Annotated in this window: 18 protein-coding genes and 1 pseudogene; 7 read left to right on the top strand and 12 right to left on the bottom strand. The window is 69.2% G+C overall.

The window, feature by feature from the left end; all coding sequences use genetic code 11:
- Positions 1–114 precede the first annotated feature (114 nt).
- Both OG266_RS34095 and OG266_RS34090 read left to right on the top strand, forming a co-directional pair.
- Positions 115–2,562, top strand: coding sequence for a hypothetical protein (locus tag OG266_RS34095; RefSeq protein WP_371550406.1), 2,448 nt, complete (start codon positions 115–117; stop codon positions 2,560–2,562).
- A gap of 96 nt (positions 2,563–2,658) precedes the next feature.
- Positions 2,659–3,666: a heme A synthase gene (locus OG266_RS34090; protein ID WP_266465841.1), complete on the top strand. Its 1,008-nt coding sequence runs from the start codon at positions 2,659–2,661 to the stop codon at positions 3,664–3,666.
- On the opposite strand, the pseudogene OG266_RS34085 reads toward OG266_RS34090, so the two are convergent.
- The 4 genes and pseudogenes from OG266_RS34085 to OG266_RS34070 all read right to left on the bottom strand — a co-directional run bounded on the left by OG266_RS34085 (position 3,653) and on the right by OG266_RS34070 (position 7,158).
- Positions 3,653–4,426 (bottom strand): annotated as a pseudogene (locus OG266_RS34085) (nucleotidyltransferase domain-containing protein). The gene OG266_RS34090 and the pseudogene OG266_RS34085 overlap by 14 nt on opposite strands.
- A 19-nt stretch (positions 4,427–4,445) precedes the next feature.
- Complete coding sequence (locus OG266_RS34080) at positions 4,446–5,552, bottom strand: amidohydrolase family protein (protein ID WP_329548318.1); 1,107 nt, start codon at positions 5,550–5,552, stop codon at positions 4,446–4,448.
- A 203-nt stretch (positions 5,553–5,755) separates the two neighbouring features.
- Positions 5,756–6,112, bottom strand: a complete 357-nt coding sequence (locus OG266_RS34075) for a hypothetical protein (protein WP_266465825.1) — start codon at positions 6,110–6,112, stop codon at positions 5,756–5,758.
- A gap of 92 nt (positions 6,113–6,204) precedes the next feature.
- Positions 6,205–7,158, bottom strand: a complete 954-nt coding sequence (locus OG266_RS34070) for a heme o synthase (protein WP_266470780.1) — start codon at positions 7,156–7,158, stop codon at positions 6,205–6,207.
- A gap of 377 nt (positions 7,159–7,535) precedes the next feature.
- Here OG266_RS34070 and tkt point away from each other — a divergent pair, with 377 nt between their 5' ends.
- The 5 genes from tkt to pgl are packed head-to-tail and all read left to right on the top strand — an operon-like array spanning position 7,536 to position 14,159.
- Complete coding sequence (gene tkt, locus OG266_RS34065; RefSeq protein ID WP_329548317.1) at positions 7,536–9,623, top strand: transketolase; 2,088 nt, start codon at positions 7,536–7,538, stop codon at positions 9,621–9,623.
- A gap of 34 nt (positions 9,624–9,657) precedes the next feature.
- On the top strand, positions 9,658–10,776 hold the full coding sequence (gene tal / locus OG266_RS34060) for a transaldolase (RefSeq protein WP_266465819.1): 1,119 nt from the start codon (positions 9,658–9,660) through the stop codon (positions 10,774–10,776).
- A 1-nt stretch (position 10,777) separates the two neighbouring features.
- Positions 10,778–12,304, top strand: coding sequence for a glucose-6-phosphate dehydrogenase (gene zwf, locus OG266_RS34055; protein WP_371553052.1), 1,527 nt, complete (start codon positions 10,778–10,780; stop codon positions 12,302–12,304).
- On the top strand, positions 12,301–13,380 hold the full coding sequence (gene opcA / locus OG266_RS34050) for a glucose-6-phosphate dehydrogenase assembly protein OpcA (protein ID WP_371550403.1): 1,080 nt from the start codon (positions 12,301–12,303) through the stop codon (positions 13,378–13,380). The genes zwf and opcA overlap by 4 nt, the downstream gene beginning before the upstream one ends.
- Entirely contained in the window at positions 13,377–14,159 is a 783-nt protein-coding gene (pgl, locus tag OG266_RS34045; RefSeq protein ID WP_371550401.1) for a 6-phosphogluconolactonase, read from the top strand. Before opcA ends, pgl begins: the two co-directional genes overlap by 4 nt.
- Before the next feature lie 256 nt (positions 14,160–14,415).
- Here pgl and pgi read toward each other — a convergent pair whose 3' ends face one another.
- The 8 genes from pgi to OG266_RS34005 form a co-directional block, all read right to left on the bottom strand.
- Complete coding sequence (pgi, locus tag OG266_RS34040; RefSeq protein ID WP_371550399.1) at positions 14,416–16,068, bottom strand: glucose-6-phosphate isomerase; 1,653 nt, start codon at positions 16,066–16,068, stop codon at positions 14,416–14,418.
- A 72-nt stretch (positions 16,069–16,140) separates the two neighbouring features.
- Positions 16,141–17,409, bottom strand: coding sequence for an MFS transporter (locus OG266_RS34035; protein WP_371550396.1), 1,269 nt, complete (start codon positions 17,407–17,409; stop codon positions 16,141–16,143).
- A gap of 160 nt (positions 17,410–17,569) precedes the next feature.
- Positions 17,570–17,905, bottom strand: coding sequence for an RNA polymerase-binding protein RbpA (locus tag OG266_RS34030; protein WP_003957010.1), 336 nt, complete (start codon positions 17,903–17,905; stop codon positions 17,570–17,572).
- A 243-nt stretch (positions 17,906–18,148) separates the two neighbouring features.
- Complete coding sequence (gene secG / locus OG266_RS34025; RefSeq protein WP_266465805.1) at positions 18,149–18,379, bottom strand: preprotein translocase subunit SecG; 231 nt, start codon at positions 18,377–18,379, stop codon at positions 18,149–18,151.
- Positions 18,380–18,504: 125 nt separating this feature from the next.
- Positions 18,505–19,281 carry a triose-phosphate isomerase gene (tpiA, locus tag OG266_RS34020; RefSeq protein WP_329548313.1) on the bottom strand — a complete coding sequence of 259 codons (777 nt, stop codon included), beginning with the start codon at positions 19,279–19,281 and terminating at the stop codon, positions 18,505–18,507.
- Positions 19,282–19,286: 5 nt separating this feature from the next.
- Positions 19,287–20,498 carry a phosphoglycerate kinase gene (pgk, locus tag OG266_RS34015; protein WP_371550387.1) on the bottom strand — a complete coding sequence of 404 codons (1,212 nt, stop codon included), beginning with the start codon at positions 20,496–20,498 and terminating at the stop codon, positions 19,287–19,289.
- Between the two features lie 128 nt (positions 20,499–20,626).
- Positions 20,627–21,637, bottom strand: a complete 1,011-nt coding sequence (gene gap / locus OG266_RS34010) for a type I glyceraldehyde-3-phosphate dehydrogenase (protein WP_266465797.1) — start codon at positions 21,635–21,637, stop codon at positions 20,627–20,629.
- A gap of 191 nt (positions 21,638–21,828) precedes the next feature.
- The gene (locus OG266_RS34005; protein ID WP_371550384.1) at positions 21,829–24,783 is read right to left on the bottom strand and encodes a M14 family zinc carboxypeptidase; all 2,955 of its coding nucleotides are present in this window, start codon (positions 24,781–24,783) and stop codon (positions 21,829–21,831) included.
- Positions 24,784–24,822: the final 39 nt, after the last annotated feature.

The following is a 24,822-nucleotide window of genomic DNA, read 5'->3' as shown; positions in this document are numbered from 1 at the left end:
ATCTTCCTGGCCTCAAGTGCCGGTGCCCTGGGCGGAGTTTCGGCGATAACCGGGTACTTCGTACATCGCTCCCGCCCCACCCCCTCCGCCATCGGCAGCGCGGACCATGACCCGATGTACGTACCGCCACCCAATCTCCCCACCCTTTCGCGCTACTTCACCGGTCGTAGCGACGAACTCCAGTCGGTCGCAAGGGCGTTGAGGCCAAAGGAACGCAGCAGCGGAATTCGGGTCTGCGTCGTGCACGGGCGGGCCGGGCTGGGCAAGACCCAGCTGGCCGCCGCGTATGCCGACGGCCGCCTGCGACAGCACCGCTCGCTCGTCTGGTGGCTCCACGCCTCCAGTTACGAACGGCTCATGGGCGAGTTGCTGGAACTCGCCGCGTGTCTGGGCATACCGGAGCACAACTCCAAGAGCGTGATGCTCAACCGGCTCTGGGGACGGCTGCGCGACACTCCCGGCTGGGTCCTCGTCTACGACGACGCGCAGGACGACAGCCTGGGCCCGCTGAACGAGCAGACGAACGACGCGCGGCCCTCACTCCTGCCCAGGACGGGACACGGGGAAGTACTCATCACCACGCAGCGGCGCGAGGGCTGGGAGAACCTCCCCGCCCACTCGGTCGAGCGGATCGCGCTGCCCGATCTGAACGCGGACGACGGACTCGCCCTCCTCAGCAAGCGGATCGGCGCCGAGGACGACGAGAGGGCGCTGGTCGAGCTGGGCACCCAACTGCACTGGCTGCCCCTCGCCCTGGACCAGGCGGGGGCGTACATCGCGGATGCCGAGATCTCCGTGAAGGAGTATCTGCGCCGGCTTCCCGGCCATCCCGTCAGCAGCGCCGCAGCCACCTTCCGGCTCTCGATCGAACGGATCGTCTCCGCCGAGCCGGTCGCCGAGGACCTCATGCGGCTGTGCTCCTTCCTCGCGTCGGAGGACGTACGGCAGGACATGCTGCTGCGCCATCCCCTGGTGATCCCCTCGCCCTTGAGGGAAGTGATGGAGGACCAGGCCGCTTTCAACCGCGTGGTCCGGCGCCTGTCCAACCACTCGCTGCTCAGCCGCAGCGGGGACAGCCGGGTTGCCAGCGTCATCTACGCCATGCATCCGCAGGTCCAGTTCTTCGTCCGTGAGGGCATGGACACCCAGGCCAGGCTGCTCTGGTCACAGTCCGCGGTCCAACTGCTGGAAGCCGCGTTCCCCAGGGCGCCCGAGCTGCTGGACGAGCGTGCCGCCTGTGAGACGTTGATGCCGCATGTCGAGGCGGTGTCGGCCGAGCTGGTGTGGGGAGCCGACACGGACGACCAGGAGTACGGGGCGGCCCGCGACCCCAAGGCCCTGGCCAGGCTGCTGCACCGCGTCGGTGTCTACCAGGAGCACCGCTGCGACTGGGTGCACGCCCTGGAGTACTTCGAGAAGGAGGCGGCACTCCGCGAAACCCTCCAGGACGACGCCCTGGGGCTCGCCACCGCGCAGCTCGCCGTGGCCCGCCAGCACTATCTGCTGGCGCATCTCGACGACGCCGAGTCGCAGTGCCGCCTGGCACTGGACCAGTGTCTGCAGCGGCTGGACGATCCCGCGTTCCTCCCCTTGCGGGCGCAGTGCCTCAGGCAGCTCGGCGGCATTCTGCGCGAGGACACCCAGTTCACCGAGGCACTGGAAGCCGTGGAACAGGCGATCGACATCTACGAGCGCCACGGCGCCGAGTGGGACGGGCTCGACTGGGCCATCGCCGAGCAGGAGGCCGGCATGATCCACCGGAACGCCGGCCAGCTCACCAAGGCGCTCGGCTGCTACGAGCGAGCCACCGGCAGGATCCCGCGCCGGGGCAGTGAGGAACCCCGGGAGCATCTGGTCTTCAGGGCCATGCTCCGGCGTGACACCGGCATCGTGGCGCAGGACCGCGGCGATCTGGAGACCGCCGAGCGGGAGCTGTCCGAAGCACTCTCGGCCTTCCGGGCGAACCGCGGCGCCGACGACTTCGAGACCTCCCAGGTCGCCAAGTTCCTCGCGGACGTACGCCGCCGCCAGGGCGAGGAGCTCCGTGCCCGCGCCCGCGGCACCTACAACCCGTTGCTGTGGCGGCGCCTGCGCCAGGACTCACGTGCACGCCTGCGGGAAGCCGCCGAGCTGCTGGCCCCTGTCGTCGAGCTGCACCGCAAGCGTCGCGAGGCCGAGGACCACAAATACGCCGCCTGCCTCAACAAGCTGGGCTCCCTGCAACATGCGCAGGGCCGGACGGCACAGGCCCTGCAGACGCTGCGCGAGGCCGAAGGCATCTACGTCGCGCGATACGGACGCGGGCACCACTACCGGGCCAAGACGCTCTCCCGACTGGGCCCCGTGCTGCTCACCGCCGGTGACCGACCGGGCGCGCAGGACACCCTGCACGAAGCGGAGCGCATCATCCGCGGACGGCTGGGCGACGTCCATCCCTCACTGAGCGCCGTGTACGAGCGGCTGGCCCTGTGCACCACGGACGCGCAGCGGGCGGCGGACTTCCGCACCCGCGCACAGGACATCAAGGACGCGATCGAGGGCGGGACACCCACGCACACGTAGCCGTCATCCGGTCCAAGAGCCGGTCCAAGAGCCGAGCACGCGATCTGTCCGGACATGCCCACCCCGCGTGAATTCATGCACAAGCCCCGGCCTAGCATGGAGCCCGTGCCAAACGTGACCCGAGCCGACGCCGTAGCCGCCGTGCGCAACCCGCTCGCCTTCATCGCCGAACGCTGGACCCCGACGAAGGGGACGGTGCGGCGGGCGGCTCTGGCCGCGCTCGTCATGGCGGTGGTGATCGTGGTCACCGGCGGTGCCGTACGGCTGACGGGTTCGGGCCTCGGCTGCCCGACCTGGCCCAAGTGCACCGACGACTCGCTCACCACGACCAGCGCGATGGGCGTCCATGGCGTCATCGAGTTCGGCAACCGCATGCTGACGTACGTGTTGTGCGCGGCGGTCGGCTGGGCGATCATCGCGGCGCGCTCGCGGAAGCCGTACCGGCGCGGCCTGACCCGGCTGGGCTGGACGCAGTTCTGGGTCGTCATGAGCAACGCGGTGCTCGGCGGCATCGTCGTATTGGTGGGCCTCAACCCGTATACGGTCGCGGCCCACTTCCTCCTCTCCACCGCGCTCATCGCCGTCGCCACCCTGATGTGGCAGCGCACCCGCGAGGGCGACGCCGAGCCGCGCCCCCTCGTCGGCAAGCCGGTGCAGCAGATGGTGTGGGTGCTGGTCGCCGCGACCGTCCTGCTGATCGCGCTCGGCACGGTCGTGACCGGTGCGGGCCCGCACGCCGGCGACTCGAGCGAGGTCGAGCGCATCCCGCTGGACTGGGAGAACGTCACCAAGCTCCATTCGGTGCTGGCCTGGATCGTCGTGACGCTGGCCTTCGCCCTGTGGTTCGTCCTCAAGGCCGTCGACGCCCCCAAGGGCCCCCTCGACCGCACCCGGGACCTGTTCCTCATCCTCCTCGGGCAGGGCGTCATCGGTTACGTCCAGTACTTCACGGACCTCCCCGAAGTCCTGGTCGGCCTCCACATGTTCGGCTCCTGCCTGGTGTGGATCGGCGTCCTGCGGGTCCTGCTGTCGCTGCGCGAACGGCCGGAGATCCTGGCGGATGTGCCGGGCCCTTCCACCGAAACGACGCTCACGCGCGCGTGAACCCGTCGTACGCGGTGACCAGGCCGTCGATCGCGGGGCCCAGGTAGCCCCTGGTCAGCTGGGCCCGGCGGGACGGCCACGCGTCGGGGTGCGGGCCCGGATCCCCGTACCGCCGTCGCCGTATGTCCTCGACCAGGTCGAGGGGCGCGCCGAGTCCCGGCAGCAGGTCCAGGGCTTCCCCTTTGGAGATCAGCCGCCCCTCCCGCAGGGTGACGGTCGCCCGCGCGAAGGTGACCATCCCGAGGTCGACCCACACGTCCTGCTCCCAGAGCCGGGCCTTGTCCACCGCGGGCCGCCAGTACTCCTTCTGGTCCCGTACGACGAAGGCCTTGAGTTCCCGGTCCTGGAGAGGCGGCAGCAGGTCCTCGGGCGGTTTGCCGTGCATGACGAGCCCGAAGGCGTGCAGTTCGCGTCAGGTGACGGGGGTGACCGGCCGTTTCATCAGCACGTTGTGCGCCCAGGTGATGTACGAGCGCTCGTCACCGGCCATGGTGTCGGGGGTCATGTAGGTGCAGTGCAGCTTCACGGCGAGCGGCTCGTCGGCGCGCAGCCGTCGGTGCAGCCGCACCAGGCTCCGTATCGTGGCGAGCGAGACGGGATCCTCCAGGACGGCGATCAGGTCCAGGTCGCTGCGGCCCTCCTGGTAGTCGCCCCCGGCGAGCGAGCCGTGCACCCACAGGGCGACGGGGGCGAGAGCGCGCAGCTCCGTCAGAAAGCGGTCCAGCAGGCGGGCCGTGGTGTCGGCGTCGGCGTCGGTCATGAGAGCGAGTCTGGAGGGCTCACTCCACCCCGTACACCCGCCGGGCGTTCCCGGCCGCGATGAGCCCCGCCACCCGTTGCGCGTCCGCCAGCGACCAGGCGCCCTCGGCGACCCACGTGCCGAGCACCCGGGCGAGCGCCTCACGGAAGAGACGTGCCCCGACCACATGGAGTTCGGGCAGCCCATGTGCGCCGCTGGAGAAGAGGAGCTTGCCGAAGGGCGCCAGTTCCAGGATCTCGGAGAACACGGCCGCCGCCCGCGCTCCGGTACGCACCAGCGCGGCGCCCAGGTCGGCGTACACATGCGGGAAGACCCCGGCGAGGTGCGCCGCGTGCCGGTGGTACGGGTAGCCGTGCAGGAGGACCAGGTCGGTGCCGAGCCCGGCCGTGGCACGGGCGAAGTCGGTGAGCAGGACGGGGTCGGTGCGGTCGATGCGCAGGCCCGGTTCGCCGAGTCCGGCATGGAGCTGGAGTGGCAGGCCTGAGGCGATCGCGATCCACAGCAGGTGTCTGAGCAGCACCGGGTCGCTGAGCGCCCCGCCCACCCGGCGCCGGGCGAGCCAGCGCCCCGCCGCGCCCCGTACCTCTCCCGGCCCCGGCGGCTCGGGCGCGAGCGCCAGACCGTGCCGTACGCCCGCCACGGAGGTGAAGGCCACGGCGTTCGCGGCGGCGCCGTGGACGGACTCCGCGAGATTGGCGAGAAAGGACTCGACCGTGCCGGAGGTGTCGGCGACCTGCTCGGCCAGTAGCTCGAGCCGGACGATCTCATGCGCGTCGGCTGCGCCCGCGGTGGCCATTTCGCCGGGTCCTGTCAGATCGCCGGGCAGCCCGGTGTCGACGAGATAGGTCGTGATGCCACTGCCGCGCAGCAGCCTGCGGCCCGACTCCAGTACGCCGAGTTCGCGACGCCGGGCGAGATAGCGGGCGGGCGGACAGTGCGGCTCCAGGCCGAGCAGCGGCGGACACCAGCGGCGTACGGCGAACCCGGTCTGGGTGTCGAAGAAGGTGGTGCCCGGGGCGGGCGGGCCCTCGGTCCTGGCGAGGTGGGCCTCGAAGGTACCGAGGCCCAGCTCCGTCCTCAGTACGCCGTGGCAGTACTGGTCCACCAGGGACGGCGTTTCGATCATCCGGACTCCCCGCGACTGGACCGTGCCTTCTCAGGTCCTAACGGGTGAACCGGGTATCAGGTGTTGCTTGCACACACCCCGTGCGAAGACGCTCCGCTGTTTCTGCCGTTCGGGAGTGGCGGTGGTTCGGAAACCGCGGGCTGTCGGTGGCTGGCCGCGCAGTTCCCCGCGCCCCTGGCGGGGCACTGCACCTGAGGCCTGGTTCAACCGTTGCTGGGAGCCCCCAGCTGGATTCCCGCCATCCGCTTCCACTCGTACGGCCCCGTCTTCACCTTCGCCGCGAACTCGCCGTCGAACTCTTCATGAACAGTGATTCCGGCCTTCTTCACGGCCTGCTCGGCGATCGCGTACGCGGGAGCCACGAGGTCGCCCCAGCCGCCGTCCGCGCCGACGAGCACGATCCGGGCGCCGCGCTGCCCGATGTACTCCACATGGCCTTCGGCCCCGCCGTGCTTCTCGGCGAAGGCGGCGATCTCCTTGGCGAGCTTGGCGGCCCTGCGCTCGGCCTTGGCGGCCTGCTTGGCGTCGGTGCCCTCGTCAACCTGCTGCGTGTCTGCCATGGCCAGGATGCTACCGACGGGTAGATCAAACGGCGACGGGCGGGGTGCGTGGCCTTGACCACGCACCCCGCCCGTCGAAATCCCGGATGGGCCTAACGGAGGAAGGGATCCACCGCGACCGCCACGAACAGCAGCGACACATAGGTGATGGACCAGTGGAACAGCCGCATCTCCTTGAGCTTGCCGCCCGTCGCCTCGCCCTTGGCGCGGTTCTGCAGGGCGTGCGCCTCCCACAGCCACCAGCCGCCGGCCACCAGGGCGACCGCCGTGTAGAACCAGCCGGTGTAGCCGAGCGGGGTGAGCAGTAGCGAGACGGCGACCATCACCCAGCTGTAGAGGACGATCTGCCGGGCGACCACCTTGTTGGAGGCGACGACCGGAAGCATCGGCACGCCCACGCGCGCGTAGTCGTCCTTCACCTTCATCGACAGCGGCCAGTAGTGCGGCGGCGTCCAGAAGAACATGACGAGGAAGAGGATGACCGGGGCCCACGACATCGAGTTGGTCACCGCCGACCAGCCGATGAGAACGGGCATGCAGCCGGCGATGCCGCCCCAGACGATGTTCTGCGACGTACGGCGCTTGAGGATCATCGTGTAGACGACCACGTAGAAGAGGAGCGCGCCGAGGGAGAGCCAGGCCGAGAGCCAGTTGACCGTCAGGCCGAACAGGAGCGTGGAGACCACGGCGAGCGAGAGGCCGAAGGCCAGGCACTCACGCGGGCTGACCATGCCGGTGACCAGCGGGCGCTGTGAGGTCCGGTCCATCAGCGCGTCGATGTCCCGGTCGATGTACATGTTGAGCGCGTTGGCGCCGCCCGCCGAGAGGTAGCCGCCGAGGCAGGTGAGGAGCACCAGCTTCAGGTCGGGCACCCCCTGCTGGGCCAGGAACATCACCGGGACGGTGGTGATCAGCAGTAGCTCGATGATTCGTGGCTTGGTCAACGCCACGAAAGCCATGACACGGGCCCCGAACGGCCGATGTTTTGGGCTGCTGCTCGTCCCGAGCACCCCCGGTGGACGGGATTCGACGGCCGTCACGCACACCCCTGACAGAGACATCCCAGCAAGCCCCCGGGTGTGAACTCCCCGTAAAGGCTCGCGCGTACCACGCCACTGTAGACGTTGCCCATACCCCGACATTCGCGGGGGTGGGTCGTGTTGGCGGACGTCGCACCAGGTGCCTGGTGACGCACGCGCAACGGGCGTGTCAAAGCTCGATTGAGCACTCGGACGAGCGGCTCCGTATTCACTTGCCGAATGCGGAATGGACCGGTCGGGAGGCGGATCCCGGAGACTCCCGGCAGTCTGGAATGACTCGAAAAAACGCACGTACTTACGGGGGTAGGCTCGACAACGGCCGGTGGGCGCACGCGCGCCGGCATTCGACATGTGGAACATGTGGAGAGGAGCCCTGACCCAGGGTGAGCACCAAGCCGACCACCACAGACCTCGAGTGGACCGAGTTGGACCAGCGGGCTGTGGACACCGCCCGCGTCCTGGCCGCCGATGCCGTACAGAAGGTCGGTAACGGCCATCCCGGTACGGCGATGAGCCTGGCGCCCGCCGCGTACACCCTCTTCCAGAAGGTGATGCGGCACGACCCGGCGGACCCCGACTGGACCGGACGCGACCGTTTCGTGCTGTCCGCGGGCCACTCGTCCCTGACCCTCTACACCCAGCTCTACCTGGCCGGTTTCGGCCTGGAGCTGGACGATCTCAAGGCCTTCAGGACGTGGGGCAGCAGGACGCCCGGCCACCCCGAGTACGGGCACACCCCCGGCGTGGAGACGACGACGGGGCCGCTCGGCCAGGGTGTCGCCAACGCGGTGGGCATGGCGATGGCCAGCCGTTACGAGCGCGGCCTGTTCGATCCGGACGCCCCCCAGGGTGAGTCCCCGTTCGACCACTTCATCTTCGCGATCGCCGGTGACGGCTGCCTCCAGGAGGGCATCTCCGCCGAGGCGTCCTCGATGGCCGGTCACCAGGAGCTCGGCAACCTGATCCTGCTGTGGGACGACAACCACATCTCGATCGAGGGCGACACGGAGACGGCCGTCTCCGAGGACACCGTCAAGCGGTACGAGGCGTACGGCTGGCATGTGCAGCGGATCGCCCCGAAGCCGGACGGCGACCTCGACCCGCACGCCATCTACAACGCCATCGAGGCCGCGAAGCTGGTGACGGACAAGCCCTCCTTCATCGCGATGCGCTCGATCATCGCCTGGCCCGCCCCGAACGCGCAGAACACCGAGGCCGCGCACGGCTCGGCGCTCGGCGACGACGAGGTCGCGGCCACCAAGCGCGTGCTCGGCTTCGACCCGGAGCAGAGCTTCGAGGTCGCCGAGGAGGTCCTCGCGCACACCCGCGGGGCCCTGGACCGCGGCCGTGAGGCCAAGGGTGAGTGGGAGAAGGGCTTCGCGGCCTGGCGTACGGCCAGCCCGGAGCGTGCCGCCGAGTTCGACCGCATCGCCGCCGGTGAGCTGCCCGCGGGCTGGGAGTCGCAGCTTCCGGTGTTCGAGGCGGGCAAGGGTGTCGCCACCCGTGCCGCGTCCGGCAAGGTCCTCCAGGCCCTCGGTGCGGTCATCCCCGAGCTCTGGGGCGGCTCCGCCGACCTCGCAGGATCGAACAACACGACCATCGACAAGACGAGCTCCTTCCTGCCGGCGGACAACCCGCTGCCGGAGGCGAACCCGTACGGCCGCACGATCCACTTCGGTATCCGCGAGCACTCGATGGCCGCCGAGATGAACGGCATCGCGCTGCACGGCAACACCCGCATCTACGGCGGCACCTTCCTGGTGTTCTCCGACTACATGCGCAACGCGGTGCGGCTGTCGGCCCTCATGCACGCTCCGGTGACGTACGTGTGGACGCACGACTCGATCGGCCTCGGCGAGGACGGCCCGACCCACCAGCCGGTCGAGCACCTGGCCTCGCTGCGCGCGATCCCCGGTCTGAACGTCGTCCGTCCCGCGGACGCCAACGAGACCACGATCGCCTGGCGCGAGGTCCTCAAGCGCTACACCAAGGTGTTCGGCAAGGGTGCCCCGCACGGCCTCGCGCTGACCCGCCAGGGTGTACCGACGTACGAGGCCAACGAAGATGCCGCCAAGGGCGGTTACGTGCTGTTCGAGGCCGAGGGCGGCTCGCCCGAGGTCATCCTCATCGGCACCGGCTCCGAGGTGCACGTCGCCGTCGAGGCGCGTGAGCAGCTCCAGGCCGAGGGCATCCCGACTCGGGTCGTGTCCATGCCGTGCGTGGAGTGGTTCGACGAGCAGGACCAGGGGTACCGGGACAGCGTGCTGCCGCCTTCGGTGAAGGCGCGGGTTTCGGTCGAGGCCGGTATCGGTCTCACCTGGCACCGGTTCGTCGGGGACGCGGGACGCATTGTTTCGCTGGAGCACTTCGGTGCTTCTGCCGATGGCAAGGTGCTCTTCCGCGAGTTCGGTTTCACTGCCGAGAACGTCGCATCCGCCGCCCGGGAATCGATCGCCGCAGCCCAGCGCTGACGCTGGTACACGACACGTAGGAGATGCAATTTCCATGACAGACGCACTCAAGCGCCTCTCCGAGGAAGGCGTCGCGATCTGGCTGGACGACCTGTCGCGCAAGCGGATCACGTCCGGCAATCTCGCCGAGCTGATCGACCAGCAGCACGTCGTGGGCGTCACCACCAACCCGTCGATCTTCCAGAAGGCGATCGCCGGCGGCGACGGCTACGAGCAGCAGCTCACCGAGCTCGCCGCCCGCAAGGTCACCGTCGACGAGGCCATCCGCATGATCACGACGGCGGACGTCCGTGACGCCGCCGACATCCTGCGCCCGGTCTTCGACGCCACGCAGGGCCAGGACGGCCGGGTCTCGATCGAGGTCGACCCGCGCCTCGCCCACAACACGACGGCCACCGTCGCCGAGGCCAAGCAGCTGGCCTGGCTGGTGGACCGCCCCAACACCCTCATCAAGATCCCGGCGACCAAGGCGGGCCTGCCCGCGATCACCGAGGTCATCGGCAAGGGCATCAGCGTCAACGTCACGCTGATCTTCTCGCTCGCCCGCTACCGCGAGGTCATGGACGCCTACCTCGCGGGCCTGGAGAAGGCCAAGGCCGCCGGCCTCGACCTCTCCAAGATCCACTCGGTGGCGTCGTTCTTCGTGTCCCGCGTGGACACCGAGATCGACAAGCGGATCGACGCCCTGGGCACCGACGAGGCGAAGGCCGCCCGCGGCAAGGCGGGCCTCGCCAACGCGCGGCTGGCCTACGAGGCGTACGAGGAGGTCTTCTCCTCCGACCGCTGGGCCGCCCTCGACAAGGCGCAGGCCAACAAGCAGCGCCCGCTGTGGGCCTCGACCGGCGTCAAGGACAAGGCCTACAAGGACACCCTGTACGTCGACGACCTGGTCGCGCCGAACACGGTGAACACCATGCCGGAGGCCACGCTCGAGGCCACCGAGGACCACGGCAAGATCACCGGCAACACCATCGCCGGTACGTACGACCAGTCCCGTGCCGAGCTCGACGCGGTCGAGAAGCTCGGGATCTCGTACGACGACGTGGTCCAGCTCCTGGAGGACGAGGGCGTCGAGAAGTTCGCGACGTCCTGGAACGACCTGCTCAAGTCGACAGAGGCAGAGCTCCAGCGCCTCGCCCCCTCGGAGGGCTGAAATCTTGTCAAGCAGCAACCCGCTGCGTGACCCCGCAGACCGACGGCTCCCGCGTATCGCGGGGCCGTCGGGCCTGGTCATCTTCGGCGTCACGGGCGATTTGTCACGTAAAAAGCTGATGCCCGCCGTATACGACCTCGCCAACCGGGGTCTGCTGCCGCCGGGCTTCTCACTCGTCGGCTTCGCCCGGCGCGAGTGGGCCAACGAGGACTTCGCGCAGGAGGTCCACGACGCGGTCAAGGAACACTCCCGCACGCCCTTCCGCGAGGAGGTCTGGCAGCAGCTCGTCCAGGGCATGCGCTTCGTGCAGGGCACCTTCGACGACGACGACTCCTTCGAGCGGTTGCGCACCACGATCGACGAGCTGGACAAGGCACAGGGCACGGGCGGCAACTTCGCCTTCTACCTCTCCGTGCCGCCGTCCGCCTTCCCGGTGGTCATCAAGCAGCTGAAGAAGCACCGCCTTGCCGAACAGGCGAGCGGTTCCTGGCGCCGTGCGGTCATCGAGAAGCCCTTCGGACACGACCTCAAGTCGGCCGAGGAGCTCAACGCGGTCGTGCACGAGGTGTTCGCCTCGGACCAGGTCTTCCGTATCGACCACTACCTGGGCAAGGAAACCGTCCAGAACATCCTGGCGCTCCGCTTCGCCAACACGATGTTCGAACCGGTCTGGAACCGGTCGTTCGTCGACCACGTGCAGATCACGATGGCCGAGGACATCGGCATCGGCGGCCGGGCCGGCTACTACGACGGCATCGGCGCGGCCCGTGACGTCATCCAGAACCACCTGCTCCAGTTGATGGCCCTCACGGCCATGGAGGAACCCGCCTCCTTCGACGCGGACGCGCTCGCGGCCGAGAAGACCAAGGTCCTCGGCGCGGTCAAGATCTCCCAGGATCTGGGCCGCGACACCGTGCGCGGGCAGTACGCGGCCGGCTGGCAGGGCGGCGAGAAGGCCGTCGGCTACCTCCAGGAAGACGGCATCGACCCCAAGTCGAAGACCGACACCTACGCCGCGATCAAGGTGGAGGTGGACAACCGCCGCTGGGCCGGGGTCCCCTTCTACCTCCGCACCGGCAAGCGCCTGGGCCGCCGTGTCACCGAGATCGCGGTGGTCTTCCAGCGCGCCCCGCACTCCCCCTTCGACCACACGGCCACGGAGGAGCTGGGCCAGAACGCGATCGTCATCCGCGTCCAGCCCGACGAGGGCATCACGGTCCGCTTCGGCTCCAAGGTCCCCGGCACCTCCATGGAGATCCGGGACGTCTCGATGGACTTCGCGTACGGCGAGTCCTTCACGGAGTCGAGCCCGGAGGCGTACGAGCGCCTGATCCTCGACGTCCTCCTGGGCGACTCGAACCTCTTCCCGCGCACCGAAGAGGTCGAGCTGTCCTGGAAGATCCTCGACCCGATCGAGCAGTACTGGGACAAGCACGGCAAGCCCGCCCAGTACCCCTCGGGCACCTGGGGACCCGTCGAGGCGGACGAAATGCTCGAGCGAGACGGACGGAGCTGGCGTCGCCCATGAAGATAGATCTCACGGACACCACAGCCAGCAAGATCAACAAGGCGCTCGTGAAGGGCCGCCGGGCCATCGGCACCCCCGCCGTCGGCATGGTGCTCACCCTCGTCATCGTCACCGACGAGGAGAACGCGTACGACGCCCTCAAGTCCGCCAACGACGCCTCCCGTGAGCACCCCTCGCGCACCATCGTGGTGGTCAAGCGCGTCTCCCGCTCGCCGCGCGACCGCACGCAGTCCCGCCTCGACGCCGAGGTACGGGTCGGTGCCGACGCGGGCACCGGCGAGACGGTCGTCCTGCGGCTCTACGGCGAGGTCGCGGACCACGCCCAGTCCGTCGCGCTCCCGCTGCTCCTGCCGGACGCGCCGGTCGTGGTCTGGTGGCCGGTGGGCTCCCCGAGCGACCCGGCCAAGGACCCCCTGGGGGCCCTGGGCCAGCGCAGGGTCACCGACAGCTACTCGTCGGAGAAGCCCGTCGACGAACTGCGCACCCGCGCCGAGAACTACGAGCCGGGCGACACCGACCTGGCATGGGCCCGGATCACCCCCTGGCGCTCCATGCTGGCCGCCGCCCTCGACCAGGTGGACTGCGAGGTCATCTCGGCGGAGGTGTCGGGCGAGGAGTTCAACCCGAGCGTCGAACTGCTGGCCATGTGGCTCGCCGACCGGCTGCATGTGCACGTCCGGCGCGGGGTCTCCGCCGGCCCTGGGCTGACCCAGGTCCGGTTGGAGACCACCGGCGGTCCCGTCACGCTGCACCGTCCGGACGGAGCGATGGCCACGCTGACGCTCCAGGGCCAGCCGGACCGTGCGGTGGCGCTCAAGCGCCGCGAGACCTCCGAGCTGATGGCGGAGGAGCTGCGCCGGCTCGACCCGGACGACACCTACGCGTCGGCGTTGCGGTTCGGGGTGGACCGGCTGGGAGGCACTCCGTCGTCTGCGGAGAGGTCTCCGCTTCCCACCCGGACTCCGGCGTCCGCCGTGTCCGACTCGGCCTCGAAGTCGAAGTCGGCGTCCGCCGGCGGCGACGGCAGCCGACCGACTCCGGCGCAGATGCCCCCGGCCAAGGGGACGGCCAGGTGAGCACTCCGCAGCTGGTCGTCCACCGCGACAAGGAGCTGATGGCCCAGGCCGCCGCGGCCCGGCTGATCACGAAGATCGTGGACGCGCAGGCCTCGCGCGGCTACGCCTCGATCGTGCTCACGGGCGGCCGCAACGGCAACGGGCTCCTGGCGGCGCTGAGTTCGGCCCCCGCCCGGGACGCCGTCGACTGGGGCCGCCTCGACCTGTGGTGGGGCGACGAGCGGTTCCTGCCGGCAGGTGACCCGGATCGCAATGACACGCAGGCCCGTGCGGCGCTCCTGGACTCCGTGCCGCTGGATCCCGCCCGGGTGCACGCGATGCCCGCGTCGGACGGCCCGTACGGCTCCGACGTGGACGCCGCGGCGGAGGCGTACGAGGCCGAGCTCGCGAAGGCGGCGGGCCCCGAGAACCACGGCTCCGTCCCCACCTTCGACGTCCTGATGCTGGGCGTCGGCCCGGACACCCACGTGGCCTCGCTCTTCCCCGAGCTGCCCGCGGTACGGGAGACCGAACGCACGGTGGTCGGCGTCCACGGCGCCCCCAAGCCCCCGCCGACCCGGATCTCCCTCACCCTCCCCGCGATCCGCTCCGCGCGCGAGGTATGGCTGCTCGCGGCGGGCGAGGACAAGGCCCAGGCCGCAGCGATCGCCCTGTCGGGCGCGGGCGAGGTACAGGCTCCGGCCGCCGGCGCCCAGGGCCGCTCCCGCACCCTGTGGCTCCTGGACGCGGCAGCGGCTTCCCAGCTGCCGCGCTCGCTGTATCCGCCGGCTTCGGCGTGAGGGTAGGGGCGGCAGGGGATTTGTTTCGCCCCCGCCGCCCCTACCCATTCCCGTCCCTTGGGGGCTCCGCCCCCAAACCCCCGCTCCTCAAACGCCGGAGGGGCTGAATATTTCCCCGGCCGGCGCTAGAAGTCTTTTAGCCCGTCCGGCGTTTGAGGACGAGGCCGTTCAGGCCGACAGCGGGGGTCTGGGGGCGCAGCCCCCAGAAACGGGACGGGAAGGGGCGGAGGGGGCGAGAAACCCACCGCCCACCCGGCTAACGCCCCCGCAGCTCCCGGTACTTGGCCACCAGCGCCGTCGTCGACGCGTCGAGCCCGGGCACATCGGCCCCCTCCGTCAACGCCGGCTCAATCCGCTTGGCCAGCACCTTGCCGAGCTCGACCCCCCACTGGTCGAAGGAGTCGATGTTCCAGACGGCACCCTGGACGAACACCTTGTGTTCGTAGAGGGCGATCAGCTGCCCCAGCACCGACGGCGTCAGCTCACGCGAGAGGATCGTCGTCGTCGGGTGGTTCCCCTTGAACGTCTTGTGCGGCACCAACTCCTCGGGTACCCCCTCCGCCCGCACCTCGTCCGGCGTCTTGCCGAAGGCCAGCGCCTGCGTCTGCGCGAAGAAGTTCGCCATCAGCAGGTCGTGCTGGGCGACCAGACCGGGCAGCAGATCGGCGACGGGCTCGGCGAAGCCGATGAAGTCGGCCGGGATCAGCTTCGTGCCCTGATGGATGAGTTGGTAGTACGCGTGCTGCCCGTTGGTGCCGGGCGTCCCCCACACGACAGGACCCGTCTCCCACTCCACCGGAACCCCGTCCCGGTCCACAGACTTGCCGTTGGACTCCATGTCCAGCTGCTGCAAGTACGCGGTGAACTTGGACAGGTAGTGCGAGTACGGCAGCACCGCGTGCGCCTGCGCGTCGTGGAAGTTGCCGTACCAGATACCCAACAGGCCGAGCAGCAAAGGCACGTTGGACTCGGCGGGCGCGGTGCGGAAGTGCTCGTCCACGATCCTGAACCCGTCGAGCATCGACCGGAACTGGTCGGGACCGATGGCGATCATCAGGGACAGACCGATCGCCGAGTCGAACGAGTACCGCCCGCCGACCCAGTCCCAGAACTCGAACATGTTCGCCGTGTCGATGCCGAAGTCCGACACCTTCTCGGCGTTGGTCGACAGCGCCACGAAGTGCTTGGCGACGGCTTCCTGACCGGCCCTCAACTCGGTCAGCAGCCAGTTCCTGGCCGAGGTCGCGTTGGTGATCGTCTCGATCGTGGTGAACGTCTTCGAGGCGATGATGAACAGCGTCTCGGCCGGGTCGAGGTCCCGTACGGCCTCGTGCAGGTCGGCGCCGTCCACGTTCGACACGAAGCGGACCGTGAGGTCGCGGTCGGTGAAGGAGCGCAGCACCTCGTACGCCATCGCCGGACCGAGGTCGGAGCCGCCGATACCGACGTTGACGATGTTCTTGATGCGCTTGCCGGTGTGGCCGGTCCACTCGCCGGAGCGGACGCGCTCGGAGAAGCGGGCCATCTTGTCGAGCACCGCGTGCACGGCCGGTACGACGTTCTCGCCGTCGACCTCGACGACCGTGCCGCTCGGGGCGCGCAGAGCGGTGTGCAGCACCGCGCGGTCCTCGGTCGTGTTGATTTTCTCGCCGCGGAACATGGCGTCCCGCAGCCCGAAGACGTCGGTCGACGCGGCCAGCTCGCGCAGCAGCCTCAGCGTCTCGTCGTTGACCAGGTGCTTGGAGTAGTCGACATGCAGATTGCCGACCTCAAGTGTGTATCCGGTCCCGCGCCCGGGATCGGCCGCGAACAGGTCGCGCAGGTGGGTCTCCCCGAGTTCCTCGCGGTGCTTGGCCAGCGCGGTCCACTCGGGGGTCTGGTTGAGCCTGGTACGGCCTTCTGCGTTCATCTCGGACTTCCGCCTTCTTTCCTGCCTGTGCTGCTGCGTACCTTGCCCCGCTGCCGGTCCCAACCTAATTGATCAGGGCTTGACGTGAGCTGTCGTAGCACCGTCGTCCGGCTCAACAACAGATACGTCCGGCAGACACGCAGGTATCAGCGAGGCGACGGCGAGTGCGAACAGCACGGCCGCGAACAGCGCGGGCCCGTTCAGCCCGTACGCCCCCGCCACGACGCCTCCCAGCAGGGCACCGACCGGCGCCCCGGACGTCGAGGCCGTGCGGAACGCGGAGCTGATGCGGCCCACCATGGCGTCCGGGCTGCGCTCCTGCATCAGCGTGACCTGGTTGACGTTCCACACCAGGTTCATCGCTCCGAGCAGCGCCATGCCCACGACCACGGCGCCCAGGTGGCGGACGGTGCCGATGAGCACCAGCGCCGACGTCTGGACGCAGCCGCCCAGGAACAGGCTCCGGGCCCGCCCGACCTTGTGCGCCAGCCGCGGGGCCAGCACTCCCCCGGCCAGGCTGCCGACCGAGAAGGCGGTCATCACGGCCGCGTACTCCGCGTTCCCCGCGTGCAGCCAGCCCGTCACATGGAGCACGAGGGTGGCGATGAGCCCGCCCATGCCGATGTTGCACAGCAGGGTGGCCACGCACATGGCCCGCAGCACACGGTCGCCCCACAGGGCGCGCAGCCCTGCGCCTATCTCGGCTCGCAGGGTGCTCCCGGCCGGACGCGGCTGCCGCTCGGGCATCCGTATCCGCAGGGAGGCCACGAGGGCTGCGGCCAGCAGATAGGTTACCGCGTCGGCCGCGAACGGCATGGCGGCCCCGACTACCAGCAGGAGCGGCACGAAGGGGCTCGCCAGCAGGCCGCCGGCGAGCTGCTGGCCGGTCATCAGCCGGGCGTTGGCACTGCCGAGGGCGGCACGGTCCACCAGGGACGGCAGCAGGGCCGTGGACGCGTTGTCGAAGAGGGTCTGGAGGGTGGTCAGTGTGAAGGCGAGCGCGATCAGCAGGACGATCGACGCGTGACCGAGCCCGACGGCGAGGGCGAAGCAGGCCATCAGCGTGCCGCGTACGGCGTCCACGGCCCACATCGCGCGCCGCTGGTCCACCCGGTCGGCGATCGCCCCGCCCAGCAGGCCGAAGAGGAGCCAGGGCAGATAGCCGCAGGCCGTGACGGAGGCGATGACGAGCGGATCGTCGGTGAGGTGCACGGCGAGCAGCGGCAGCGCGGCGGTCCGCAGCGCGTCCCCGAACCGCGACACCACAGCCGCGGTCCACAGCCGCCCGAATCCCCCGCGCCACGCGGGCGCCCGTACCCCCGCCACGTCCGTCGCCGTCACAACGCCCCCCTCGGTTCCGCCACTTCAAGAACCGTAGAGGGCACCACTGACAATCGCCTCGGACCCCGAACGGGCCGGGCGTACCCGGGCCGTGTCGGCCCGGAGGAGAGCGAAACAGCTCCGGCCAGGCGCCCGTGGGCACCCGGCCGGTTTTCAACTACTAGATTTCGCCCCGCAGTTTGGCGAGCGCCTCGGCGAGGATCGCCTCGCCGTCCGCGTCGCTGCGCCGCTCCCGTACGTACGCGAGGTGCGTCTTGTACGGCTCGGTGCGCGGCGGGTCCGGCGGGTTGTCCCGGTCCTGTCCGGCGGGAAAGCCGCAGCGCGGGCAGTCCCAGGTGTCGGGAACCTGCGCGTCGCTGGCGAAGCTGGGCTGCGTCTCGTGCCCGTTGGAGCACCAGAAGGAGATGCGCAGCCGCGGCGCGGACTCGCCACGCTCGGCCTCGCCCATCGGCCCCGCCCCGACCCGGCTTCCTCGGATCGCGTTGCCACTTGCCACGGTCGTAACTCCCTGCGTGATGGTGCCGCGAAGCGAGTCGGCGTTTTCGCTTCGTTGCGAGCGCCTCAGTCTACGTAAGGCCCAACGCGCGTCCAGTGATTGGAGTTACACCCCCGCCCCTAGACGCAAGCCCCATGATAGGTCGCGATTTACGTCGCGTACCGAACATGGGGCCTTACGTGCGCAAAGTGCGTGCGTAATGTGCAGTTGTACCGATGTGGGACGGCCAATGTCGGCCGTTGGTCAGTTGTTGACCTTCATCAGGATGCCGAGCGTGACAATGCACGCGAACCAGAGCAGACCGATCACCACGGTGATGCGGTCGAGGTTGCGCTCGGCGACCGAGGAGCCACCGACGGACGACTGCATGCCGCCACCGAACATGTCGGAGAGGCCGCCGCCCTTGCCCTTGTGCATCAGCACCAGCAGCATCAACAGCCCGCTGAAGACGATCAGGGCGATCGAGAACCCCATAACCACGGCTGGACCAACTTCCTCGGATCTGGACGGACGACGGGGGCCGGGTGGCTGCCCACCTGGCCCCCGCTAGGGTACGACGGATCGCCGCTACCGCATACTCGCGGCCGCGAGCCTTCGGCTCACTGGTCCCGGAAGCGGACGATCTTGACGAACTCGTCGGCGTCCAGGGAGGCACCGCCGACCAGTGCACCGTCGATGTCGGGCTTCGCCATGATCTCCGCGACGTTCCCGGACTTCACCGAGCCGCCGTACTGGATACGGACGGCGTCGGCCACTTCCTGCGAGTACAGCTCGGCGAGCTTGCCACGGATCGCCGCGCAGACCTCCTGGGCGTCGTCGGAGCCGCAGACCTTGCCGGTGCCGATGGCCCAGACGGGCTCGTACGCGATCACGATCGACTCGGCCTGCTCGGCCGGGAGGTCCTTGAGACCGCCCTCGACCTGGCTGAGCGTGTGCGCGACGTGGTTGCCCGCCTCGCGGATGTCCAGCTCCTCGCCGACGCACAGGATCGGGGTGAGGCCGTGCTTGTAGGCGGTCTTCACCTTGGCGTTGACGATCTCGTCGGTCTCGGCGTGGTACTGCCGGCGCTCGGAGTGGCCGATCGCCACGTACGTGCACTTGAGCTTGGCCAGCATCGGGCCGGAGATCTCGCCGGTGTAGGCACCGGAGTCGTGCGCCGAGACGTCCTGGGCGCCGTACTTGATCTTGAGCTTGTCACCGTCGACCAGGGTCTGCACGGAGCGCAGGTCGGTGAAGGGCGGCAGGACGGCGACCTCACAGGCCTCGTAGTCCTTGTCGGCCAGGGCGAAAGCGAGCTTCTGGACGTGCGCGATGGCCTCGAGGTGGTTGAGGTTCATCTTCCAGTTGCCCGCCATCAGCGGCGTGCGCGTGCTCATTAAGGTCAGTCCTCCAGTGCGGCGAGGCCGGGGAGCGTCTTGCCCTCGAGGTATTCGAGGGAGGCGCCGCCGCCGGTCGAAATGTGGCCGAATGCCGTCTCGTCGAAGCCCAGGATGCGGACGGCCGCGGCGGAGTCGCCACCGCCGACGACTGTGAAGGCCGGGGAGTCGAGAAGGGCCTGGGCGACCGCCTTGGTGCCCTCGGCATAGTCGGGGTGCTCGAAGACGCCCATCGGGCCGTTCCAGAAGACGGTGGCCGCGTCGGTGAGCTTCGAGGCGTACAGCTTGCGGGACTCGGGACCGATGTCCAGGCCCATCTGGTCGGCCGGGATGGCGTCCGCGGCGACGGTGGTCGGGTTGGACGGAGCCTTGGTCTTCAGGTCGGGGAACTGGGCCGCGACCACGACGTCGACCGGGACGAGCAGCTCGACGCCGTTCTTCTCCGCGCGCTCGACGTACTCGGTGACGGCGGGCAGCTGGTCCTCCTGGACCAGGGAGGCGCCGATCTCGTACCCCTTCGCCTTGAGGAAGGTGAAGGCCATGCCGCCGCCGATGAGCAGCTTGTCGGCCTTGCCGAGCAGCTGGTCGATGACGGCGAGCTTGTCGGAGACCTTGGAGCCGCCGAGCGCGACCACATAGGGGCGCCGGACGTCCTCGGTGAGCTTCTTCAGGACGCCGACCTCGGTGGCGATGAGGTAGCCCGCGTAGTGCGGAAGGCGCGCCGGGAGGTCGTACACGGAGGCGTGCTTGCGGTGCACGGCACCGAAACCGTCGCCTACGTAGACATCGGCCAGGGCCGCGAGCTGGTCGGCGAACTCGCCGCGCTCGGTGTCGTCCTTGGACGTCTCGCCGGCGTTGAAGCGCAGGTTCTCGATGACCGCGACCTGGCCGGGCTGGAGGCCGTTCACCGCGTCGTGGGCGGCGGGGCCGATGGTGTCCTGGGCGAACGCGACGGGGGCGCCGAGGAGTTCGGCGAGCCGCTCGGCGGGCTGCAGCAGGGAGAACGCCGGGTCCGGGGCGCCCTTGGGGCGGCCCAGGTGCGAGGCGACGACCACCTTGGCGCCCGCGTCCACGAGGGCCTTGACGGTCGGCAGGACGGCGCGGATGCGGCCGTCGTCGGTGATGAGGCCGTCGGCGAGCGGCACGTTCAGATCGGCGCGGACGAAGACCCGCTTGCCGTCCACGCCTTCGGCGAGAAGTTCGTCGATCGTCTTCATAAGTGGACTCCTAGGGAGGCTCTTTCGATCCGAGAGGGCTGATCGATCAGTACGTGCCGCAGGGCCCGGGCAGCGCGGCTCGCGCTGCCCGGGCCCCGTGGTCACATCGAGGTGCCTGGCTCTGGGACCTAGAGCTGGCCGCCGACGAAGACCGTGAGGTCGACGAGGCGGTTGGAGTAGCCCCACTCGTTGTCGTACCAGCCGAGGATCTTCACCGTGTTGCCCTCCTGGACCATGGTCAGGAGGGAGTCGAAGGTGCAGGAGGCCGGGTCGCCGACGATGTCCGAGGAGACGATCGGGTCCTCGGTGTAGGTCAGGTAGCCCTTCAGGTCGCCGTCGTCGGCGGCCTTCTTGAACGCGGCGTTGACCTCGTCCTTGGTGACCTCGCGCTGCAGCGTCACGACCAGGTCGGTGGCGGAACCGGTCGGGACCGGGACACGCATCGCGATGCCGTCGAGCTTGCCCTTGAGCTGCGGGAGGACCAGCGCGGTGGCCTTGGCGGCACCCGTCGTGGTCGGGATGATGTTCTCGGCGGCGGCGCGGGCGCGGCGCAGGTCCGAGTGCGGGAAGTCGAGGATGCGCTGGTCGTTCGTGTACGCGTGGACCGTCGTCATCAGGCCCTTGACGATGCCGAAGTTCTCGTCGAGAACCTTGGCCATCGGCGCCACACAGTTGGTGGTGCAGGAGGCGTTGGAGATGACGTGGTGGCTGGCCGCGTCGTACTTGTCCTGGTTGACGCCCATCACGATGGTGATGTCCTCGTCCTTGGCCGGAGCCGAGATGAGGACCTTCTTGGCGCCGCCGGCGATGTGCTTCTCGGCGTCGGCCTTCTTGGTGAAGATGCCGGTCGACTCGATGACGATGTCGACGCCCAGGTCGCCCCACGGGATGTCGGCGGGGTTGCGCTCGGACAGCACCTTGATGGTGCGGCCGTCGACGGTGATCGTGTCGGCGGTGTGCGTCACCTCGGCCTTGAGGCGGCCCAGGATGGTGTCGTACTTCAGAAGATGAGCAGTGGTCGCGGTGTCACCCAGGTCGTTGACAGCCACGATCTCGATGTCAGCACCCTGCTCCAGCAGCGCGCGGAAGTAGTTGCGCCCGATGCGGCCAAAGCCGTTGATGCCTACGCGGATCGTCACGAACCGATCTCCTCGTTAGGTACGCCGACTCAGATGTCGGCGAGTTGTATGGGATGTCCCCGACCGGCTACGACCCTACCTCCCTGAGGCCCCCGGGGTGACATCGAGTCGGCCCATACACGGCAGGGCGGTCCGTACCCACCAGTAGGGGTACGGACCGCCCGCCATGTTCATGCGATTGTCACGCAGAGTCAGCTGCTCAGCGCGGCAAGCGCCTTCCCGATGAGGGCCGTGCGGTCGGCCGCCGCGGTGACGTGCTCCAGGCCGAAGCCCAGCAGCACGGTGTCGTCCGTGGTGACCGCTCCGTACGTCTTGAAGAGCTCACCGGAGAGCCCCCAGTCCTGGACGACCGCCGGGCTGCCCGCGGGCGGTCCGGGGACGCTCCAGGCGCCGAGCGAGGTCTCGAAGCCCTCGACCGCGCCGGCCGCGCCGCCGATGACGACGGTGGCGTTGTCGGCGAGAACTCCGTGACCGCCCGAGCCCGGGTCGGTGATGTAGCTCAGCGACACCTCAACCGTCTTTCCGGCGTACGCGGAGAGGTCGAAGTTGACCTCCTGCCATCCGTCGGAGGCTCCGGTGAAGCTGTTCCAGGAGCCGCTGGTGCCGGTGGGCGTGCAGGCGCCCGCGCCCAGGGTCAGATAGCGGGCGAGGGCGGGATGCCCCTGCATGAAGAAACCGGCTTCGCACTCCGCGGGAACGGCGGTGCTGGTGGCGCCGCCCTTCTCCGGGAGCGTGGTCCAGTCGTCGGCCCCGGCCGTGTGCGCTTCCAGCACGGCGTGGTCGTACGCCTCCTCGGTGTCCCACAGGAGCTGCGTGCGCAGCGTGGGCGCGTCGGCCGCGCTCACCCCGGTGAGGTCGATGGTGCGGGTGAGGCGGTTCCAGGCGTAGTCGGAATGGGTGACGGCCGCCATGGACGCGCCTTCGTAGGGGCCGTACGGATTGACGGTCCCCGGGTACTGTCCCGCTCCCGCGCTCGTGAACTGGGGGAACGTCGCCGCGGGCAGGGTGTCCGAGGTGACGCTGTAGGCCCCCGCCGCGTTGAGCGGGTTGCCGGGTGCGTCACCGAGCGCTCCGGCGGCGCCCGCGAGCTTGCCGGACCCGGTGAAGGCCGTGGCCCCGGGAGTGGTCGTACGGGAGTAGGCGCCCAGGTAGTACTGGCTGAAGTCGTTCGTCAGAGCGCCCGGAAGTGCGACGGTGCCGCCCGCCTGCTCGCCGGCCTCGATCAGCTTGCCGCCCTCGTTGAGATAGGCGCGCAGCTGAAGCTGGGTGGTGTAACCCGGCCGGTCGGCGCCCGTGTAGTGGACGACCGTCTTGAAGTGGCCGAGCACGCCGAGCGCGTCGGGTGCTCCCAGCGCCGCGACGTCCCAGACGAGGGGCTTGCGGCCGTTGGCCTTGAGCGCGTCGACGTACGCCTGGGTCTGGGTGGCGGTGACGGTCTCCTCGGCGATCACAAGGGTGTCGGCGCGGGGCCGTTCGGCGATGGTGTACGTGAAGTGCTCACTGGAGGTGGGCTTTCCGCTCTTCGTCTCTCCGGTGAACCAGACCTCGACCTTGTCGCCCGGGACGCCGTCCTGGACGAGGGCGCGGTACTCGTCGAAGTAGAGGTTGTCCTCGCCTCCGAAGGTCTCGCCGCCCTTCCACGGCTTGAGCGCCTGGTCCCACGTACGGCCGCCGTTGACGCGGTACTTGAGCTCCTTGTCGCGTACGGACTTCCGGACGACGACGGAGACCTCCTGGTCGGCGCCGCGCGAGTACGAGGTCGAGAAGGCGGCCGGCGTGAAGTCGGCTGCGTCGAGGCCGACCGCCGAGGAGGTCGACTGGTCGGGGTGGACCGCGGTCTCGGCGACGGAGAGCGCGAACGGGACGTTCTTCGCGAACTCCTGCTGGATCAGCTTCTCGTCGTCCGGGAAGGTGAAGATCGACTCGCAGTCGGCCGCGTTCCAGGCGTCGTTCGGGTCGATGTTCGACGCGGTCTGGCAGGTCGACATCTCGGGAGTGAACATCGCCAGGCCGTTGACGTTGGACGCGTGGCCGTCGGCCTCACCGTTGGTCGTGTACAGCTCGGAGGAGACCTGCGGGTGGTAGCCGGGGATCGCGGGGTTCTCGGGTGTACCGGCAAGTGCCTCGTACAGCACGTCGTCCGGGCTCGGGGTCGCCACCTGCCAGCCGACTCCGTAGAGGATCAGTTCGGCCGCGGAGTGGTAGTTGATGCCGTACGTGAAGCCGATGCGCTTCTCGAAGGCGTCGAGTGCCTTGGTCTCGGGCTCGGAGCCTGCGCTCGCGCCGCGGTACGTCTGGCTGGTGGGGGTGGGCGACGAACCCTCGTCGTCGTAGCCCCACTTGTAGGCGAAGTTGCGGTTGAGGTCGACGCCGTCGCCGGTGGTGATGACGCCGTCGCCGTTCACGTCACGCATGTTCTTGCGCCACTGGCGGTCGCCGGCGGCGTCGAACGTGAAGTCGTAGCCGTCGGGGTTGGCGGAGATGACGAACCAGAGCTCGGTCGAGTCGACGATCTTCTTGATGCGCTTGTTCGTCGAGTAGTTGTCCAGGTAGTAGTGCATCAGACGCCGTGTCATCTCGGGCGTGATCCACTCACGGGCGTGCTGGTTGGACATGTACAGCACGGAGGGCTTGGCGCCGTCCTTGGTCTTCTTGGCGCCCTTGGTGAGCTTGAGCGCCAGGATGTCCTGCCCCTGGAGGGTCTTTCCGATGGAGACGACCTTGGTGAGGTCGGGGTGGGCCTGGCCGGTCTTGACGATCTCCTCCTGGAGATTGCCCGCTCCGCTGTACGGGCGGTACACGCCGTCCCCCGCGGCCGCCACCCGCGCCAGCGCCTTCGCCGAGACCTTGTGCTCGGCGAGGTCGACGCCCTTGTCCTCCAGTTGCTCCGCCTGCTTGTCGGTGAGGTAGACCTCGACCTCGGCGGTGCCCTTCTGCGGTACCTGCTCGCCGAGTTCGTGTGCGTCCTGACCGGCCGCCAGCAGCAGGGGTACCTGCTCCTTTGTGACATCGGCGCGGAACACCTTCACGGCGTCCGCGGCCGGGTCGGCCGAACTGCCGTTGTCCGCTTGAGCGATGGGCGCCAAGCTCGCCCCGCCCAGCATGAGTGCTGCGACGGCGAGGATCGATCTCGCTCTTCGTCTCATGAGCCCCCCTTGCAGTTGTCCGGCACATCTGTGCGCAGA

This window comes from Streptomyces sp. NBC_00554, from assembly GCF_041431135.1.
Lineage (GTDB): Bacteria > Actinomycetota > Actinomycetes > Streptomycetales > Streptomycetaceae > Streptomyces.
Note: the sequence above shows the minus strand (reverse complement) of the source record. Positions and strands in the feature narration are given on the sequence as shown.

Bases quoted from the DNA above. Each gene is read 5' to 3' on its own strand.
- OG266_RS34095 (WP_371550406.1), top strand. From the start codon at position 115: ATGTACGTACCGCCACCCAATCTCCCCACCCTTTCGCGCTACTTCACC.
- OG266_RS34090 (WP_266465841.1), top strand. From the start codon at position 2,659: ATGGAGCCCGTGCCAAACGTGACCCGAGCCGACGCCGTAGCCGCCGTG.
- OG266_RS34080 (WP_329548318.1), bottom strand. From the start codon at position 5,552: ATGATCGAAACGCCGTCCCTGGTGGACCAGTACTGCCACGGCGTACTG.
- OG266_RS34075 (WP_266465825.1), bottom strand. From the start codon at position 6,112: ATGGCAGACACGCAGCAGGTTGACGAGGGCACCGACGCCAAGCAGGCC.
- tal (WP_266465819.1), top strand. From the start codon at position 9,658: ATGACAGACGCACTCAAGCGCCTCTCCGAGGAAGGCGTCGCGATCTGG.
- opcA (WP_371550403.1), top strand. From the start codon at position 12,301: ATGAAGATAGATCTCACGGACACCACAGCCAGCAAGATCAACAAGGCG.
- pgi (WP_371550399.1), bottom strand. From the start codon at position 16,068: ATGAACGCAGAAGGCCGTACCAGGCTCAACCAGACCCCCGAGTGGACC.
- secG (WP_266465805.1), bottom strand. From the start codon at position 18,379: ATGGGGTTCTCGATCGCCCTGATCGTCTTCAGCGGGCTGTTGATGCTG.
- tpiA (WP_329548313.1), bottom strand. From the start codon at position 19,281: ATGAGCACGCGCACGCCGCTGATGGCGGGCAACTGGAAGATGAACCTC.
- pgk (WP_371550387.1), bottom strand. From the start codon at position 20,498: ATGAAGACGATCGACGAACTTCTCGCCGAAGGCGTGGACGGCAAGCGG.
- OG266_RS34005 (WP_371550384.1), bottom strand. From the start codon at position 24,783: ATGAGACGAAGAGCGAGATCGATCCTCGCCGTCGCAGCACTCATGCTG.